Source organism: Arthrobacter sp. TE26545 (assembly GCF_056279005.1).
The window spans coordinates 3,119,374-3,136,301 of the sequence record NZ_JBWBQM010000001.1; the positions used below are offsets into that span (position 1 = coordinate 3,119,374).

Below are 16,928 nucleotides of genomic sequence, written 5' to 3' on the forward strand. Positions count from 1 at the left end.
CACCGAGCAACGCGGGGTCAGCGGCGGCGCCATTCGGAGTCGAGCATGGCGTAGATCAGCTCCGTGGACCACTGGCCCTTGTAATGCCAGTTGTCCACGAGGGTGGCTTCCAGCCGCATGCCCAGCCGTTCGCAGATCCCGGCCGAGCCCTTGTTGAGGGCGTCCAGCTTCGCGTCGATGCGATGGAACATCAGGGTCTCGAAGCCCAGGCGGAGCACCGCCGTCGCGGCTTCGGTGGCGTAGCCATGCCCGCGTCCGTCCGGTGCCATGATCCAGCCGATTTCCGCCTGCCCCGTGCCCGGGAGCCACTTCAGGACCACCTCGCCGATCAGCCCGGGCTGCTCCGCACGCTCGATGGCCAGGCAGGCCCAGTCCCCCTCCTTCTCGAAGGTGAAGTTGGCGTAGCGGCCCAGGGCTTCCATGGCCTGCGTGAGGCTCAACTCGGGCCGGAGCAGGAACCGTGCCGTCTCCGGCAGGGACTGGTAGGCGTGGAAACGTTCGAGGTCGCCGGCTTCGAAGCGGCGCAGCAGCAACCTCTCGGTGCGGATGGGCAAATCGATGCTTGGCATGCTCCGAGGCTACCCCTCCGTCCCCGCCCCAACCGTTGTGGCCCTTGACACTTGCGCTGATCTGGGATTACCTAATGAACATTCGGTAAATAAAACTGGAGGCAATGACGCATGGTTGAGACCGCGCTTTCCGATGCAGTTCAGGGGCACGGTGCAGTGCAGCACCATCTCCTCAAGAACGACTACGCCTCCGAATGGATGGGGCTCGAGGTCATCCGACTCGACGACGGACACGCCACCATCCGGATGACCCTGCGCAAGGAAATGCTCAACGGCTTCGGCATGGCCCACGGCGGAATGATCTTCGCCTTCGGCGACACAGCCTTCGCGCTGGCGTGCAATCCCGCCAGCCCCACGCCGTCGCAAGCCCGCAACATCACGGTGGCTTCCGGCGTCGACATCAACTTCCTGCAGCCCGCGTTCAAGGGCCAGGTGATCACCGCCGTCGCGAACCGCCGGGCGCACACGGGGCGCAGCGGACTGTACGACGTGCAGATCTTCGCCGCGGACCCCACCCCCGTCGAACCCTCCGCGGACCCCAGCCCAGACGACCCCGCCGGCTACGGCGAACTCATCGCCGAGTTCCGTGGCCGCAGCCGCACCATCTCCAAGAAGTAGGCAGACATGACCCAGAACAGCTCCACCCTCAACGCCACGCAGCCGGACGCGCAGCTGGACCGTTCACAGTTGGACCGTGAGGAGACCTTGTCCCGCGACGAGCTCGAGGCCCTCCAGCTCAGCCGCCTGCAGCACACCGTGGCTTATGCCTACGAGCGCGTGCCGCTGTACAAGCGCAAGTTCGACGACGCCGGCGTCCACCCCTCGGACCTGCGCGAACTCGGCGACCTGGGCAAGTTCCCCTACACCACCAAGGAAGACCTCCGCCTGGAGTACCCCTTCGGCATGTTCGCCGTACCGCAGGAGCAAGTGGCGCGCATCCACGCCAGCTCCGGCACCACCGGCCGGCCCACGGTGGTGGGCTACACGAAGAACGACCTCGCCAACTGGGCAAGCTTGGTGGCCCGTTCCCTCCGCGCCTCCGGCGTGCGTCCCGGCATGAAGGTCCACAACGCCTACGGCTACGGGCTCTTCACCGGCGGCCTGGGCGCCCACGCCGGCGCCGAAGCCCTGGGCTGCACCGTGATCCCGATGTCCGGCGGGCAGACCGAACGCCAGATCCAGCTCATCCAGGACTTCCAGCCGGATGCGATCCTGGCTACGCCCACCTACCTGCTGACCATCGCAGACGCCATGGCCCACATGGGCATCGATCCGACGTCCACCTCCCTGAAGTACGCCGTGCTCGGCGCCGAGCCGTGGACCGAGGAAATGCGCCACGAGCTCGAAACCACCATGAACATCAAGGCCTGCGACATCTACGGCCTTTCCGAAGTCATGGGCCCGGGCGTCGCAGGCGAAGCCGTGGAAACCCAGGACGGCTCGCACATCTGGGAGGATCACTTCCGACCCGAGATCATCGACCCCTTCGACCCGGAGCGCGGCACCGCCTCCGTGCTGGGTGACGGCGAACCGGGCGAGCTGGTGTTCACCTCACTCACCAAGGAAGCGTTGCCGATCATCCGCTACCGCACCAAGGACCTCACACGCCTGCTGCCGGGCACTGCACGCCCGGCGCACCGCCGCATGGGCCGGATCACCGGCCGCAGCGATGACATGATCATCCTGCGCGGGGTGAACCTGTTCCCCTCGCAGATCGAGGAAATCGCCCTGCGGATCCCGGAACTGAGCCCGCACTTCCAGCTGGAAATCACGCGCCCCGAGGGCAAGCGGATGGACACCCTCACCGTGAAGATCGAGCGCCGCGAGGGCGTCTCCCCGGACAGCGGCACGACGGCGGGCCACGCCTTGCGCGAGCAGATCAAGATCCATGTGGGTTCCTCGTGCGTGATCGACGTCGTCGATCCCGGCTCCCTGGAGCGCTCGAACGGCAAGCTGCGCAGGATCTACGACCTGCGGCCCAAAGGCTGAGTACCACAGGAAACCAGTACCACAGGGAACTGCGTACGACAGGGAACTGCGCGCCACCGGGCGCAATCTAAGCGGTCAGGGGAACCGGACATGGGAAAATAGCGGACATGCCGAAGGAAACAGCAACAGCAAGCAAGCGCGGGCGTCCGGGCTACGACCAGCAGTCGGTGCTGCGCATCGCCGTCGACGTCTTCAACCGCCATGGCTACGATGCCACCTCCATGGGCATCCTGGCCGAGAACCTCGGCATCTCCAAGTCTGCGATCTACCACCACGTGCCGTCGAAGGGCGAGCTGCTCAAGCTCGCCCTCGACCACGCCCTGGGCGGCCTGGAAGCGATCCTGGAACAGCCGGAAGCCACCTCCGGCGCCGCCGATGCCCGGCTTGAGTTCGTGCTGCGGCAGACGATCTCGGTCCTGGTGGAACGGCTCCCCTTCGTCACCCTGCTGCTGCGGCTGCGCGGGAACACCGAGATCGAGCGCAACGCCCTTGAACGCCGCCGCGCCTTCGACCACAAGGTGGCAGCGCTGATTTCGGATGCCCGCGAGGAAGGATCGCTGCGCCAGGACATTGATCCGCGCACGGTCACGAGGCTGCTGTTCGGCACCATCAACTCGATCGTGGAGTGGTACAAGCCGGGCGGTTCACTCTCGCCCGAGCGCCTGGCCGACGACGTCATCACCATGGCCTTCGATGGCCTGCACGCCTCCGTTTAGGACCCCGATCCGGCTTGTCGGCAGCGCCGTCTCCGCCCTAAACAACGCACAGTGCGCGCCACGTTGCACTATATACAACACCCCCACTCCGCTGCTACGGTCTGTTTTCATACCACCCAGTGGTCTGCTTCACACCATACAGAGGGGAATATCGCATGCATCGTGGTACCCGCTTTACCGTCGCAGCCGCCGCCTTTGGCGGCCTCCTGGCACTCACGTCCTGCGCAGGAACAGCAGCCGGCACAGCCCCGGCAAGCAGCGCGCCGCCGTCGGCCTCCTGCCAGCAGTTGGACTCCAAGCTCACTTGGCCCGCCGGAATCCGCGAAAAGCTCCAGGCTGCCATTGACGCCCACAGCACGTGCACAGGAACGTTCAAGGGCGGTACGGCCCCGGTGGCCATCTTTGACTGGGACAACACCGTCGTCAAGAACGACATCGGCTACGGCACCAACTTCTGGATGCTGCGCAATGACAAGGTCCTGCAGCCGGAAGACAAGAACTGGAAAACCACCAACCGCTACCTTACGGACGCCGCGGCCAAGGCCCTCAGCGCGGCCTGCGGTACGGATACCCCGGCAGGCAAGCCCCTGAGGACCAGCAGCGATACTGATTGCGCGGATGAAATCCTGGCCATCCTGGACGACAAGACCCGTGCCGGCCAAGAGGCTTTTGCCGGCTTCAATGCCCGCCGTCTCACCGGCGCCTACGCCTGGGGCACGGCGCTGTCCGCCGGCTACACCGAGGAACAGCTCGGCCAGTTCGCCACGGCGATGAAGCAGGAGAACCTGGCCGCACCCGAAGGCACCATGCAGACCGTCGGCACGCAAAAGGTGGACGGCTACATCCGGGTCTACCCGCAGATCAAGGACCTCATTAGCACCCTCAAAGCCCACGGGATCGTCCCGTGGGTGGTGTCGGCATCGCCCGAGCCGGTGGTGAAGGCCTGGTCCGGCGAGGTGGGTATTGATGCGGATCACGTGGTTGGTGTGCGCAGCGTCTATGAGAACGGACTGCAGACGACGCATCTGAAGGGATGCGGCGGCGAGCCCGACGGCGCGGATTCCGTCATGACCTACATGGACGGCAAGCGGTGCTGGGCCAACCAGGAAATCTTCGGCGTCAAGGGCGCAGCAGCCTTTGAACAGCTCCCGGAGGACCGCCGGCAGATCATCGCGGCCGGAGACTCCGGCACGGATGTGACGTTCGTGGGAGACGCCACCGAAGCCAGGCTGGTGGTCAACCGAAACAACACGGAACTGATGTGCCGCGCCTACGACAACGACGGCGGCAAATGGCTCATCACGCCAATGTTCATCGATCCCAAGCCGCAGCGCAGCGAGGCCTACCCCTGCTCCACCAAGGGCTTCACCACCCCGGAAAACGGCAAGGAACCGATCAAGCGGCCGGACGGAACCGTGATCGCGGACCAGAAGGACACCGTGCACTAAGAGCAGGCCCGGGACCGTGCCCGTTCGCCTCGGCGAACCGCTACGCAAGCAACCCTCCGGCGCCAGTCGGCGCCGGAGGGTTCCGCACTGTTCAGGCCTGCACTGCCGGCCCGGCAGCCTGTTTCGCCACGAGAGTCAGCACGTCATAGGTGGCTACGGTTTCGTCGTTCTGGTTGGTCAGGAGGGCATCCCAGGCCACCTCGCCGTATTCATCCGTTTCGCGCGGGGTGATCTTCTTGGCCGTGAGAACCACCCGGAAGGAATCCCCCGCGGCCAGGGGCGTGGTGAAGCGCAGGTTTTCCAAGCCGTAGTTGGCCAGGACAGGCCCCGGCGCCGGGTCCACGAAAAGCCCGGCGGCCCAGCTGAGCTGCAGGTAGCCGTGCGCCACGATGCCCGGGAAGAAGGGGTTGGCCGCGGCGGCTTCCTGGTTGGTGTGGGCGTAGAAGGTGTCCCCGGTGCTGTTGGCGAAGGCGGTGATGTCCTCCAGCGTCACCTGACGCAGCTCCGAGCGGAAGGCGTCGCCGATCCGCAGCTCGGCCAGGGACTTGCGGAAGGGGTGGACGCCCTCGCTTTCGAGGGTGAAGTTCCGGTCCGCTCCGCTGTGCCAGACGCCGGTGACGGCGGTCAGCATGTTGGGAGAGCCCTGGATGGCGGTGCGCTGCATGTGGTGCAGCACCGAACGGATGCCGCCCAGTTCCTCGCCACCGCCCGCGCGGCCCGGGCCGCCGTGCACCAGGTGCGGCACGGGCGATCCGTGGCCGGTGGAGGTACGGGCGTCCTCTCGGTTGAGCATGAGCACGCGGCCATGGTGCGCGGCGATGCCTGTCACCAGCGCCTGTGCCACGGAAGGATCGTTGGTGCAGACGGTGGCCACCAGCGAGCCGCTGCCCAGGGCGGCCAGGCGGATGGCGTCGTCCAGGTCGCGGTAGCCGATCACGGAGGATACGGGGCCGAAGGCCTCGCGGGCGTGGACTTCCCGGGCGTCGGAGTCGGCCCAGCTCAGCAGCAGGGGCGACATGAAGGCGCCGTCCTCGACGACGCCCACTGTGCCGTCGGCGCGGGTGACCGACGGCGAATCGAGCGTTCCGTACGCGAGTTCACCGCCGGCGTCGAGCATGGACTGCACGGCCGTGCGGACGTCGGCGAGCTGTTCCAGGGACGCGAGCGCGCCCATGGTGACGCCCTCGGCCCGCGGGTCGCCGAGCACGACGCGCTCGTTGATGCGGGCACCCACGGCGGCAACGACGTCGGATACCAGGTCCTGCGGAACGATGGTGCGGCGGATCGAGGTGCATTTCTGCCCGGCCTTGACCGTCATTTCAGTCACGACGGACTTGATGAAGGCGTCGAACTCGGGGGTCCCGGGTACGGCGTCCGGGCCGAGGATGGCCGCGTTCAGCGAGTCGGTTTCGGAGGTGAAGCGCACACCGCCCGTGACGACATTGGGGTGCGACTTCAGCGCGTTGGCCGTGGAGGCCGAACCCGTGAACGCCATGAGGTCGCGGTAGTCCAGCTCGTCCAAGAGCGTGCGGGCCGGGCCGGAGACGAGCTGCAGCGAGCCTTCCGGCAGGATGCCCGATTCGACAACGGACCGCACGACCGCGGCGGCGAGGTACCCGGAGGGCGTGGCCGGCTTGGCGATGGTCGGCACGCCGGCGAGGAACGCGGGGGCAAACTTCTCGAGCATGCCCCAGACCGGGAAGTTGAAGGCGTTGATCTGCGCGGCGACGCCGGGGATGCGGGTGTAGATGTGTTCGCCGGCGAAGGAACCATCCTTGGACAGGACCTCCATGGGCCCGTCCACCACCACCTGCGAGTTGGGCAGTTCGCGGCGTCCCTTCGAGCCGAAGGTAAAGAGGACGCCGATTCCGCCGTCGATATCGATCATCGAGTCGATCCTGGTAGCGCCGGTCTTGAAGGAGACCTCATAGAACTCTTCGCGACGGGCGTTGAGGTACTGGGCAAGTTCCTTCAGTTTCAGCGCGCGCTGGTGGAAGGTGAGCTTGCCCAGCTCGCGCTGGCCCACCGTGCGGCCGTAGTCGACGACGGCGGCCAGGTCCAGTCCTTCGGTGCTCACCTTTGCCAGCACCTCGCCGGTGCTCGCATCGCGGACGGGAACGCCATCCGCTGCCGCGGCGGGCGCCCACCAGGCACCCTGGACGAAGCTGGGGACGGGCTGCACTGCCGTTACTTCCGGTGCGACTGCGGTACTGGTCATCGTCGACGGGTCCTTCCAAGGCCTGGGCGTGAACGGAACCGAACGGCGGAAACCAACTGGGAAAATTACTGACCGGCCGTTCGGTAATCATTCCAAGAATACATGACGGCCCCTGCCCCTGTTAATGGGTCGCCGGGGATTCCTTCAACTTGGAACGGACCGCCTCGATTTCAGCGGCGGTGAGCCCGTTGGCCAGGAGGAAGCCCGGGACATCCAAGGAACGGATGAACTCCAGCAGGCTTGCCTCGCGGGTTTCGAGCAGGGCCTCGAGGCTGGCTTCGTCCAGGTAGCGTTCGTGGACGTGCGGCACGCCGTGGGTGCGGTGGCGTTCGTTGATGCCGCGCATTCCCTGCCGGTAGCCGCGGACGATCTCCTGCTCGCCGGCGCCGGCGAGCAGCTGGAGCATGACAGCGACGATTCCACTCCGGTCCCTGCCGGCCGAGCAGTGCACCACGACTTTTCCCCGGGCGGCCGCAATCGCCTTGAACACGGCGGCAAGCCGGCCCGAGAAAAGCCGCAGGTAGTGGCCGTAATGCGCCGGATCCTTCAGGTAGGGACCGAACAAGGCGCCGAACTGCTCGGCGTCCGGGTCTTCAGTGGGACACTGCACCACGTCGAAACGGAGCATTAGTTCCGCGGGAACATCCGGGTCGGTGTCCCGAGGCTGCCGTTCGCGCGGGCTCCGCAGGTCGATCACCGTGCGGACGCCGTCGTCGTACATCTGCTGCCAGCCACCCGCGGTGAGCCATTCGCGACGGCCCATCCGGTACACATCGCCGGCGATATGCCAAGCGTTCACGGCACCGTCCCAGTGGACGCCTCCCCGACGCGATGCCCTCCCAGCCATACCTGCCAGCTAAGCACAGCTGCAGGAAAAGCCGAAGGGAGTCTTGTATCGGTGACGTGACGCGTGTCATACTGTCATTCGATACGCATCGACGATACGTATCGACGAGCCACACTCGGGGCATAATGGCCACGATGCAACAGCTACCCGGCAGCGACAAAGGAGGCCTGGCAATGCCCACCAGCAAGGACGTAGCCCAGGCGGCCGGCGTCGCACAAAGCACCGTGTCCTATGTCCTCAGCGGCAAGCGACCCATTTCCGAGAAGACCCGGAAGAAGGTGGAGGCTGCCATCGAGCAGCTCACCTACCAGCCGAACGCCGGCGCCCGGGCCCTGGCCGGACGGCGGACCCATGTGATCGGCCTGGTGATTCCGTTCATCCCCGAACTGCACATGGCCTCGATCATGGAGTTCGTTTCCGTGATCGCCAACACGGCCCGCCAGTACGATCACGACATCCTGCTGGTCACGGAGGACGAAGGCGCTCCCGGGCTCCGGCGGGTCGTGGGCCAGCAGATCTGCGATGGGCTCATCCTCATGCAGGTGGAGGGCGAGGACGAACGCCTTCCGGTGGCCCGCAGCCTCAACGTGCCGGTGGTGCTGATCGGTATCCCCCGGGACCCTTCAGGACTCGTCTGCATCGACGCCGACTTCGAGATGGCCGGCGAACAGTGCGTGCGCGACCTTGCAGCCGCCGGGCATTCCGTGCTGTCGGTGATCGACTGGCAGCCGGAAGTCGTCAACCGCCACGTGAACTATGTTGACCGTTTCATGCGCGGCACCGACAAGGCCGCGAATGAACTCGGCGTAAGAGTGCTCCACCTTCCGGGCGGAACGGACAGGGACGTCATCGCGGACTCCGTGGACAAGGCCTTGGCCGAAACCACGGGCACGCCCGCGTTTATCGCCCCGGACGGCACCGCCCAGGACGTCCTCCGGAGGGCTTTGGCCAGCCGTGGCCTGACACCGGGGCAGGACGTTTCCGTAATCGGGAGCGCCTCCCCCACGCTTGCCGAACTCCAACCAATTCCGCTTTCCACCATCGACCTCCGCCCGGCCGAAGTGTCGCGCCGGGCGGTCAAGATCATCTGCGAACTCCTCGAAGCCGGCAGCCAGGGACCACACGAATCCCTGGAGCTGGTGCCTACGGTCATCACGCACCGTTCCAGCACGCTCCGTCCACCCCACGGCGCCTAACCCCTTCCCGCAACCGCCTTTTCAGTCGATGCCTCTCGATGCGCATCGTCGATACGCATCGACAATCCGACGATCCACCATCCCACCACAAGAAGGAACAGACAATGAAGTCAGCACGCAGGACTACCCGTCCCCTCGCCCTGGCCACCGCCACGCTTCTTGGCCTGCCGTTGTTAATCTCGGCCTGCGGAGCCACTCCGGCGGCCTCGTCTTCCGAAAACGTCACCGAAATCTCGGTGATGGACTACTACAACAACGAACCCGACAAATCGTTCATCGGCGACGCACTGACCTCCTGCGGCACCAAGGCCGGCGTCACCATCAAACGCGAAACCGTCCCCGGCAAATCGCTGATCTCCAAGGTGCTCCAGCAGTCCTCGTCCAAGACCCTGCCGGACGTCCTCATGCTGGACAACCCGGACCTTCAGCAGATCGCCGCCACAGGGGCGCTGGCGCCCCTGTCCGACTTCAAGGTGAGCACGGAGAACTTCGCCGAAGGCGTGCTCAGTGCAGGCACATACAAGGACAAGGTGTACGGCCTGGCTCCCACCGTGAACACGATCGCCCTCTTCTACAACAAGGACATCCTCTCCAAGGCCGGGGTCACGCCGCCCACCACCTGGGACGAACTGAAGGCAGCGGCAGCCAAACTTACAGCCGGGGACCAGTACGGACTGGCCTTCGATGCCAACCCCACGTATGAGGGCACCTGGCAGTTCCTTCCCTTCATGTGGTCAAACGGCGGTGATGAGAAGAAGATCGACACTCCCGAGACCGAACAGGCCCTTCAACTCTGGACTGATCTGGTCAAGGACGGCTCAGTGTCGTCCTCGGCCCTGAACTGGACCCAGGCGGATGTGAAGGACCAGTTCATGGCCGGCAAGGCCGCCATGATGGTCAACGGTCCGTGGCAGATCCCGTCCCTCGACAAGCAGCCATCCCTTCACTACGGCGTGGTGAAGATCCCGGTCCGGGAGGCCGGCCAGACTGCCGCAGCACCCCTGGGCGGCGAAGTCTGGACCGTCCCGCAGACGGGAAACAAGGCTCGCCAGGCAAAGGCCGCCGAGGTGGTTGCCTGCATGAACAGCGACGAGCACCAGCTCTCGATGGCGAAGGCCCGCAACACGATTCCGTCCAAGACCACGCTGGCTGAGAAGTTCGCAGCCGAGAACCCCAAGCTCGCGACCTTCACTGAACTGATCAAGACTGCCAAGGCGCGCACCGGCGAACTGGGCGAAGAATGGCCCGGCCAGGCCACCAAGATCTACACGGCAATCCAGGCCGCGCTGACCGGTAAGGCTTCTCCCGCAGACGCCCTGAAGCAGGCCCAAGGCCAGTAAGAAGGCGGCCATGTCACTGACAACCGACGTATCGCGCACCGCATCCCGGCCGGGGACCGGCACGTCCCGGTCCGGGGGCGGCGAAGCGCAAGCCTCACGGCGACGCACCCGCATGCGCCGTGAGCGCATCTTCCAATGGCTTTTCCTGGTGCCTGCCGTGGTCTACATGGCGTTGTTCTTCGGCTACCCCGTGGTGAAGAACGTCGTCATGAGTTTCCAGGACTACACCACCGCAACCTTCTTTACCGGTGAAGCCCCCTGGGTGGGCGTGGCCAACTACGCGACCGTGCTGTCGTCGTCGTTGTTCTCAACTTCGCTGCTGAATACGGCACTGTTCACGCTCGGATCCATCCTGGGCCAGTTCGTGATCGGCCTGGCGCTTGCCGTTTTCTTCCAGCGCAAGTTCCCTCTCAACGGCATCCTCCGTTCGCTGCTCCTGCTCCCGTGGTTGTTGCCCCTGATCGTCTCCAGTGCCGTGTGGCGCTGGATCCTGGACAAGGACAGCGGTGCCCTCAACCGCTTCCTGGGTGACCTTGGCATCATCCACACCGGAGTTCCGTGGCTGACCAGCACCTCCTTGGCTCTGATTGCCGTGGTCGGCGTGAACATCTGGATCGGCATCCCGTTCAACCTCACCATCCTGTACGGCGGTCTCCAGGAAATCCCGGACGAACTCTACGAGGCCGGATCCCTGGACGGGGCCACGGGCTGGAAGGCGTTCCGCCACATTACCTGGCCCATGCTCCGTCCGGTGGTCAGCGTGGTGCTGGTGCTCGGCGTCGTCTACACGTTGAAGGTCCTGGACATCATCCTGGGCCTGACCAATGGCGGCCCTGCCAACTCAACCCAGACAATCGCCACCCAGTCCTACGATCTGTCCTTCCACGAGTTCAAGTTCGGCGAGGGCGGGGCGCTGGGCAACGTGCTGGTGGTCATTTCCCTGGTCTTCGCGGTGCTGTACCTGCGGGCCAGCCGACGCGCAGTGGACGAGTGAGGAAACCATGACAATGCAACTGGCCCGCAAAAGCGCGGGCACCGCCACCGCTCCCTCCCGCAGGAGCTGGGGGTACACGGCACTGGCCGTTCTTTTCCTCGCGGTCATGCTGTTCCCGGTCTACTGGATGGTCAACGCTTCCCTGCAGCCCAACGGCACCACCTTGGAAACCTCCTGGATCCCGCTCAAACCGGACTTCACCGGCTACGCCACGGCCATCAGCGAGCAGGCAGGCAACCTCGGCACCAGCCTGCTCATCGCGCTGGGCAGCGTTGCGTTGAGCCTGGCGATCGCGGCCCCGGCAGCCTACGCACTGGCCTATTTCAAGGTCCGCGGTGCCGGTGTGGTGCTCTTCGCCATCCTCATCAGCCAGATGATCCCCGGAATCGTCGTGGCCAACGCCCTCTACACCGCGTACAACGACCTCGGCCTGCTCAACTCGATTCCGGGGCTGATCCTGGCCGACTCCGCCCACGGCATTCCGTTCGCGATCCTCATCATCCGGGCCTTCATGAACGGCATGCCTGCCTCGGTCATCGAGGCGGCGCGCGTGGATGGGGCGGGGCATGTCCGGGCGTTCTGCTCGATCGTGGTTCCGCTGAGCCGGAACTCCCTGATCACTGCCGGGCTGTTCACCTTCCTGTTCGCCTGGAGCGACTTCCTGTTCGCCCTGACCCTGACCACCACCGAGGCCGTGCGGCCCGTGACCCTGGGCATCTTCCAGTACATCGGCGCCTACGTGAACGACTGGAGTTCGGTCATGGCGACGGCGGTACTCGCCTCCATCCCGGCCATCGTCCTGCTGGTCGCAGCCCAGAAATACATCGCCGCCGGAACCACCGGCGGCGCGGTCAAGTAGACCGCATCTCAGCAGCTACAAGGAGAATCCATGACTGACACCACCGCTCCGATCCGCGTCACCGTATGGAGCGAAAACAGGCACGAAAAGCGGGACGAACTTGTCGCCCGGCTCTACCCCGAAGGAATGCACGGCGCCGTCAAGGCGGGCATCGAAGAGAACCTGGGCTCTGCCGTCGAGGTCCACACCGCAACGCTGGACGAACCGGAACACGGCCTCACCGAGGAAGTCCTGGCCAACACCGATGTGCTGACCTGGTGGGGCCACATGTCCCATGCCGACGTCGATGACGAGATCGTTGAGCGGGTCCACCGCCACGTCCTCTCCGGCATGGGCCTGATCGTGCTGCACTCCGGGCACTGGTCCAAGATCTTCACCAAGCTCATGGGCACCACGTGCACGCTGCGCTGGCGCTCCGAACAGGACCGCGAGCTCGTCTGGACGGTGGACCCGACACACCCGATCGCCAAGAGCGTCCCGCACCCCATCGTCATCCCCGAGCAGGAGATGTACGGCGAATTCTTCGACATCCCCACGCCCGAGGAACTCGTGTTCATCAGCTCGTTCAGCGGCGGCGAGGTCTTCCGCTCCGGCTGCACCTTCCGGCGCGGCCACGGCAAGATCTTCTTCTTCAGCCCCGGGGACCAGGACTACCCCGTGTACCACCACAAGGACATCCGCCGCGTCATCTCCAACGCCGTCGAATGGGCCGTCACCGACCGCCCGGAACGCGCCGTCCCCGAACTGCTGCGCTACGAGACCGACGATTTCTTCAACGGCAAGAGCTACCAGGGAGCCAACGCGTGAGCGCGCCGTTCGCCACCATTCCCGACGACGGCGCTCCCCTGCGGGTGATCGTGGTCGGCGCCGGCGGCATGGGCCGTGCCTGGCTGCGGACCGTGGAAGAGTCACCGCTGGTGGAACTGGCAGGAATCGTCGACCTTGACCTGGAGGCCGCACGGGCGGCCGCCGCCTGGCTCGGGCGTCCCGGGCTGCCGGTCGGTGCCGGCACGGCGGCGCTGGCGTCCGACGTCGGAGCGCAGGCGGTCATCAACGTCACCGTCCCTGCCGCCCACCACCCCGTCACCACTGAGGCGCTGGCGGCCGGGCTGCCGGTCCTCGGCGAAAAGCCCGTTGCGTCCACCGTGGCGCAGGGGCTCTCGCTGGCCGCCGCCGCCGAATTCCACGGCCAGTTGTTCATGGTCAGCCAGTCCCGCCGCTATAACCGGCACCTCTTCACTGCCAAGCAGCTGGTGTCTTCGCTGGGTCGTGTTGGCATTCTGTCTGCGGAATTCTTCAAGGCCCCGCGCTTTGGCGGGTTCCGGGACGCCATGGACCACCCGCTGCTGCTGGACATGGCCATCCACCAGTTCGACATGGCCCGGTTCCTGCTGGATGCCGATCCCGTGTCCGTTTCCTGCGAGGAATACAACCCGTCCTGGAGTTGGTACCGAGGGGATGCGGGAGCCACCGCGGTCTTCGAAATGACCGGTGGCGAACGCTTCGTCTTCAACGGCAGTTGGTGCAGCCCCGGCCAGGAAACCTCGTGGAACGCATCGTGGCGGATAAGCGGCGAGCATGGAACTGTCCTGTGGGACGGGGACGGCGAACCTGTCTGTTCGCTTGCTGTCGCCCCGGATGCGGAAGCAGATCCGGGCCAGGAGATCGCAGGTTCGCTCAGGGATTTCGTGGCTGCTGTCCGCACCGGAAGTACGCCCATGGGACAGGTGCACCGCAACATCATGAGCCTGGCCATGGTGGAGGCCGCGATCCGGAGCGCCGCCAGCGGCGCCCGCGTTTCGGTGGATGCACTGCTCGAAGACTCCTACCGGCAAGCGATCCTCGACGAACGCGACCCTGCGGTGCTCGAGGTCCTGAAGTCATGGACCTCAGTCCGGGCGGCCCTTACCGGGAACGGGATCGCGCCATGACCCGGCGGCTGCGCGTGGGAATGGTCGGGTACTCCTTCATGGGGGCCGCCCATTCCCAGGCGTGGCGCACCGCGCCGCGGTTCTTCGACCTCCCGCTGGCCCCGGAATTGACCGCGCTGGCAGGCAGGGACGCGAGCCGGGCGCAGGACGCCGCCGGGAAGCTCGGCTGGGGCTCGGTGGAAACCGATTGGCGGCGGCTGATTGCACGCGACGACATCGACCTGATCGATATCTGCTCCCCCGGAAACACCCACGCCGAGATCGCCATCGCCGCCCTGGAAGCCGGCAAGCATGTGTTGTGCGAGAAGCCGCTGGCCAACACGGTGGAGGAAGCGGAGAAGATGACGGCCGTTGCCGCCGAGGCAGCCGCACACGGGGTGTATTCGATGTGCGGGTTCACCTACCGGCGTACGCCCGCCCTGGCTTTGGCGAAGCGCATGGTGGAGGAAGGCCGGCTCGGAACCATCCGCCATGTCCGTGCCCAATACCTCCAGGACTGGCTGTCCGACGCCGACGCTCCCCTGACCTGGCGGCTCGACAAAGCCAAGTCCGGCTCAGGTTCGCTCGGCGATATCGGGGCCCACAGCATCGATGCCGCCCAATGGATCACAGGGGCAGGAATCACCGGCGTCTCGGCCCTGATGGAAACCTTCGTGAAGGAACGGCCGGTCGGCGGGGACTTTGTGGGCCTCGGCGGGCACGGTGGCATGGATGGTCCGCGCGGCCCGGTCACCGTGGATGACGCAGCGATCTTCACCGCCCGTTTCAACGGCAACGGGGACGGCGGCCCGATCGGGATCTTCGAGGCCACGCGGTTCGCCCTGGGACGCAAGAACGCCATGCGCCTGGAACTCAACGGGACGCTGGGTTCCCTTGCCTTCGACTTCGAAGACATGAACGTGCTGTCCTTCTACGATGCCGCCTCCGGGCCGGACGCGGGCTTCCGCCGGATCATCGTCACCGAGCCCTCTCACCCATACGTCGGAAACTGGTGGCCCACCGGGCACGGCCTGGGCTATGAGCACGGCTTCACCCACCAGGTGGTGGACCTCGTGGCTGCGATCGCGCACGGACAGCAGCCCGCGCCGTCGTTCTCTGACGCGCTGCAGGTGCAGAAGGTGCTGGCTGCGGTGGAGGCCAGCGCGGCCGCGGACAGCCGCTGGCAGAACGTGTGACCGCGCGCGGACGGGGCCGGGCCGCAGGAAAGCAAAGCTGCGGTTCAGCCCCGTTTCGCGAGCCTGAACTCGAGGTTGGTGCGCACGGCCGGCCATTCGTGTTCCAGGATCGAGAACACCACGGTATCCCGCAGCACCCCGTCCGCAGTGCGTGAGTGGTTCCGCAGCACGCCGTCCTGCTTGGCCCCGAGCCGGGCAATCGCTTCCCGCGACTGATGGTTCAGCCAGTGCGTACGGAATTCGACCGCCGGGCAGCCCAGGGTTTCGAATGCATGGCGCAGGAGCAGCAGCTTGGACTCGGCGTTGCTGCCGCTGCCCTGGGCAGAGGCTGCGTTCCAGGTGGAGCCGATTTCGAGGCGCGGGGTGGCGAGGTCGATGTTCATGTACGTGGTCATGCCGATCAGGCGGCCGCTGCCGTTGAGCCGGGTGGCGAAGGGCAGCATGGAGCCGCTCTCCTGCAGGGTCAGTCGGCGCTCGATCTCGGCGGCCATGCCGTCCGGTGTAGGCACCGAGGTGTACCAGAGCTTCCACAGCTCGCCGTCCCCGGCGGCCTCCACCAGGCCGTCGTGGTGTTCGGGGCGCAGCGGCTCCAGGGTTACCAGCCGGCCGCTGAGGGTCACGGGCGCAATCGTCGTCACGGCTTCAGCCTAGCGTGGCGCGGAGCGGGGGCTCCGCGCGTACAGACGAGTACCGGCTACTCGTGACCGGCGGCCAGCGCGGGAGTAGGGTCGCAAACACAGCGCCCTTTTTGAGACGCCGCTCCGTCGAGACCAAGGGGAAATCCAATGAAACCGCACCATACCCGATCCCGCGCGTACACGTTGGCGGTATCCCTCACCGCCACGATCCTCGCATTCGGCCTGTCCGGCGCCCCCGCCCAGGCAGCGCCAGTAGACACCACGGCAAAGCAGGCAACGGTCTATGTGGGGCTGGGGGACTCCTACGCCGCGGGCACCGGCGGCGGGGCATCGGCTCCGCCGTGCTTCCAATCTGCCGCCGCCTACCCCACCCTCCTGGGCGGCACCAATCTGGGCTGCTTCGGAGCGACAACCACCGACGTCGCGGTCGTTGCCACGAACAACGCTGCCCTCCTGGGCAGCGCGTCTGACATCTCCCTCACCGTGGGCGGAAACGACGTCGGCACCGGGGCCGTGACCGCGGCCTGCGTGCCCGATCCGCTGGGCGCGGCATGTGCCGCCGCGGTGGAGAGCACACGGACCGCACTCACCCAGCTCCCCGCAAAGATTGCAGGACTGGTCGCGTACCTCCGGTCCCTGGCGCCTACTGCCGACATTGCCGTCACGGGCTATCCGAGGCTCTTTACCGTCACCAGCACCATGCCGTCGCAGCAGCAGGCCCTCGCGGCCACGTTCAACTCCATGGCAGATGCGCTCAACGCGGCCATAGCCGCGGGCTCCCGTGCGGCAGGGGCACGCTTTGTGGACGTGACGCAACGTTTCCTCGACCACGGCATCGGTTCGGACAAGCCGTGGATCAACTTCGACGGCAACGTCCTGAACCCGGAGAACTTCCACCCGAACGCGGCGGGCTACAACAACGGCTACCGCACGGCCGTGAACGCCGCCCTCAAGAGGTAGCGACGCTCGGAGCACGGGTCCCGCGCGTCGGCCAGCCAGCCCGCGCGG

The 16,928-nt window shown here is 66.0% G+C and carries 16 protein-coding genes; 12 read left to right on the forward strand and 4 right to left on the reverse strand.

Going from position 1 to position 16,928, the window contains the following annotated elements; all coding sequences use genetic code 11:
* Nucleotides 1–17: 17 nt before the first annotated feature.
* On the reverse strand, nt 18–569 hold the full coding sequence (locus tag ACZ9CK_RS14110) for a GNAT family N-acetyltransferase (protein WP_426299488.1): 552 nt from the start codon (nt 567–569) through the stop codon (nt 18–20).
* Nucleotides 570–680: 111 nt separating this feature from the next.
* On the opposite strand from ACZ9CK_RS14110, the gene ACZ9CK_RS14115 reads away from it, so the two are divergent.
* From ACZ9CK_RS14115 to ACZ9CK_RS14130, 4 genes are all read left to right on the forward strand, one after another.
* A complete protein-coding gene (locus ACZ9CK_RS14115) occupies nt 681–1,187 on the forward strand; it encodes a hotdog fold thioesterase (protein ID WP_426299490.1) in 507 nt (168 codons plus the stop codon).
* 6 nt (nt 1,188–1,193) lie between these two features.
* A complete protein-coding gene (gene paaK / locus ACZ9CK_RS14120) occupies nt 1,194–2,558 on the forward strand; it encodes a phenylacetate--CoA ligase PaaK (protein ID WP_476050248.1) in 1,365 nt (454 codons plus the stop codon).
* Between the two features lie 107 nt (nt 2,559–2,665).
* Entirely contained in the window at nt 2,666–3,274 is a 609-nt protein-coding gene (locus tag ACZ9CK_RS14125) for a TetR/AcrR family transcriptional regulator (RefSeq protein ID WP_074587026.1), read from the forward strand.
* Nucleotides 3,275–3,429: 155 nt separating this feature from the next.
* Nucleotides 3,430–4,722 carry an HAD family hydrolase gene (locus ACZ9CK_RS14130; RefSeq protein WP_426299495.1) on the forward strand — a complete coding sequence of 431 codons (1,293 nt, stop codon included), beginning with the start codon at nt 3,430–3,432 and terminating at the stop codon, nt 4,720–4,722.
* Between the two features lie 91 nt (nt 4,723–4,813).
* Here the strand turns inward: ACZ9CK_RS14130 and paaZ are convergent, their stop codons facing one another.
* Nucleotides 4,814–6,940 carry a phenylacetic acid degradation bifunctional protein PaaZ gene (gene paaZ / locus ACZ9CK_RS14135; RefSeq protein ID WP_476050249.1) on the reverse strand — a complete coding sequence of 709 codons (2,127 nt, stop codon included), beginning with the start codon at nt 6,938–6,940 and terminating at the stop codon, nt 4,814–4,816.
* Between the two features lie 121 nt (nt 6,941–7,061).
* Nucleotides 7,062–7,787, reverse strand: coding sequence for a tyrosine-protein phosphatase (locus ACZ9CK_RS14140; RefSeq protein WP_476050250.1), 726 nt, complete (start codon nt 7,785–7,787; stop codon nt 7,062–7,064).
* Nucleotides 7,788–7,960: 173 nt separating this feature from the next.
* Here ACZ9CK_RS14140 and ACZ9CK_RS14145 point away from each other — a divergent pair, with 173 nt between their 5' ends.
* The 7 genes from ACZ9CK_RS14145 to ACZ9CK_RS14175 all read left to right on the forward strand — a co-directional run bounded on the left by ACZ9CK_RS14145 (nt 7,961) and on the right by ACZ9CK_RS14175 (nt 15,282).
* Entirely contained in the window at nt 7,961–8,983 is a 1,023-nt protein-coding gene (locus tag ACZ9CK_RS14145) for a LacI family DNA-binding transcriptional regulator (protein WP_426299501.1), read from the forward strand.
* Between the two features lie 104 nt (nt 8,984–9,087).
* The gene (locus ACZ9CK_RS14150; RefSeq protein ID WP_476050251.1) at nt 9,088–10,323 is read left to right on the forward strand and encodes a sugar ABC transporter substrate-binding protein; all 1,236 of its coding nucleotides are present in this window, start codon (nt 9,088–9,090) and stop codon (nt 10,321–10,323) included.
* 10 nt (nt 10,324–10,333) lie between these two features.
* Nucleotides 10,334–11,317 (forward strand): carbohydrate ABC transporter permease, encoded by a 984-nt coding sequence (locus ACZ9CK_RS14155; protein WP_476050252.1) that lies wholly within the window; start codon nt 10,334–10,336, stop codon nt 11,315–11,317.
* 7 nt (nt 11,318–11,324) lie between these two features.
* Nucleotides 11,325–12,176 (forward strand): carbohydrate ABC transporter permease, encoded by an 852-nt coding sequence (locus ACZ9CK_RS14160; RefSeq protein WP_476050253.1) that lies wholly within the window; start codon nt 11,325–11,327, stop codon nt 12,174–12,176.
* A gap of 30 nt (nt 12,177–12,206) precedes the next feature.
* The gene (locus ACZ9CK_RS14165; protein ID WP_476050254.1) at nt 12,207–12,983 is read left to right on the forward strand and encodes a ThuA domain-containing protein; all 777 of its coding nucleotides are present in this window, start codon (nt 12,207–12,209) and stop codon (nt 12,981–12,983) included.
* Complete coding sequence (locus tag ACZ9CK_RS14170; protein WP_476050255.1) at nt 12,980–14,107, forward strand: Gfo/Idh/MocA family protein; 1,128 nt, start codon at nt 12,980–12,982, stop codon at nt 14,105–14,107. The genes ACZ9CK_RS14165 and ACZ9CK_RS14170 overlap by 4 nt, the downstream gene beginning before the upstream one ends.
* Complete coding sequence (locus ACZ9CK_RS14175) at nt 14,104–15,282, forward strand: Gfo/Idh/MocA family protein (protein WP_476050908.1); 1,179 nt, start codon at nt 14,104–14,106, stop codon at nt 15,280–15,282. The genes ACZ9CK_RS14170 and ACZ9CK_RS14175 overlap by 4 nt, the downstream gene beginning before the upstream one ends.
* 44 nt (nt 15,283–15,326) lie before the next feature.
* Here the strand turns inward: ACZ9CK_RS14175 and ACZ9CK_RS14180 are convergent, their stop codons facing one another.
* The gene (locus ACZ9CK_RS14180; RefSeq protein WP_476050256.1) at nt 15,327–15,920 is read right to left on the reverse strand and encodes a GNAT family N-acetyltransferase; all 594 of its coding nucleotides are present in this window, start codon (nt 15,918–15,920) and stop codon (nt 15,327–15,329) included.
* Between the two features lie 147 nt (nt 15,921–16,067).
* Between ACZ9CK_RS14180 and ACZ9CK_RS14185 the strand changes: the two genes are divergently transcribed.
* The gene (locus ACZ9CK_RS14185; RefSeq protein ID WP_476050257.1) at nt 16,068–16,880 is read left to right on the forward strand and encodes a GDSL-type esterase/lipase family protein; all 813 of its coding nucleotides are present in this window, start codon (nt 16,068–16,070) and stop codon (nt 16,878–16,880) included.
* The last annotated feature ends 48 nt before the right edge of the window (nt 16,881–16,928 follow it).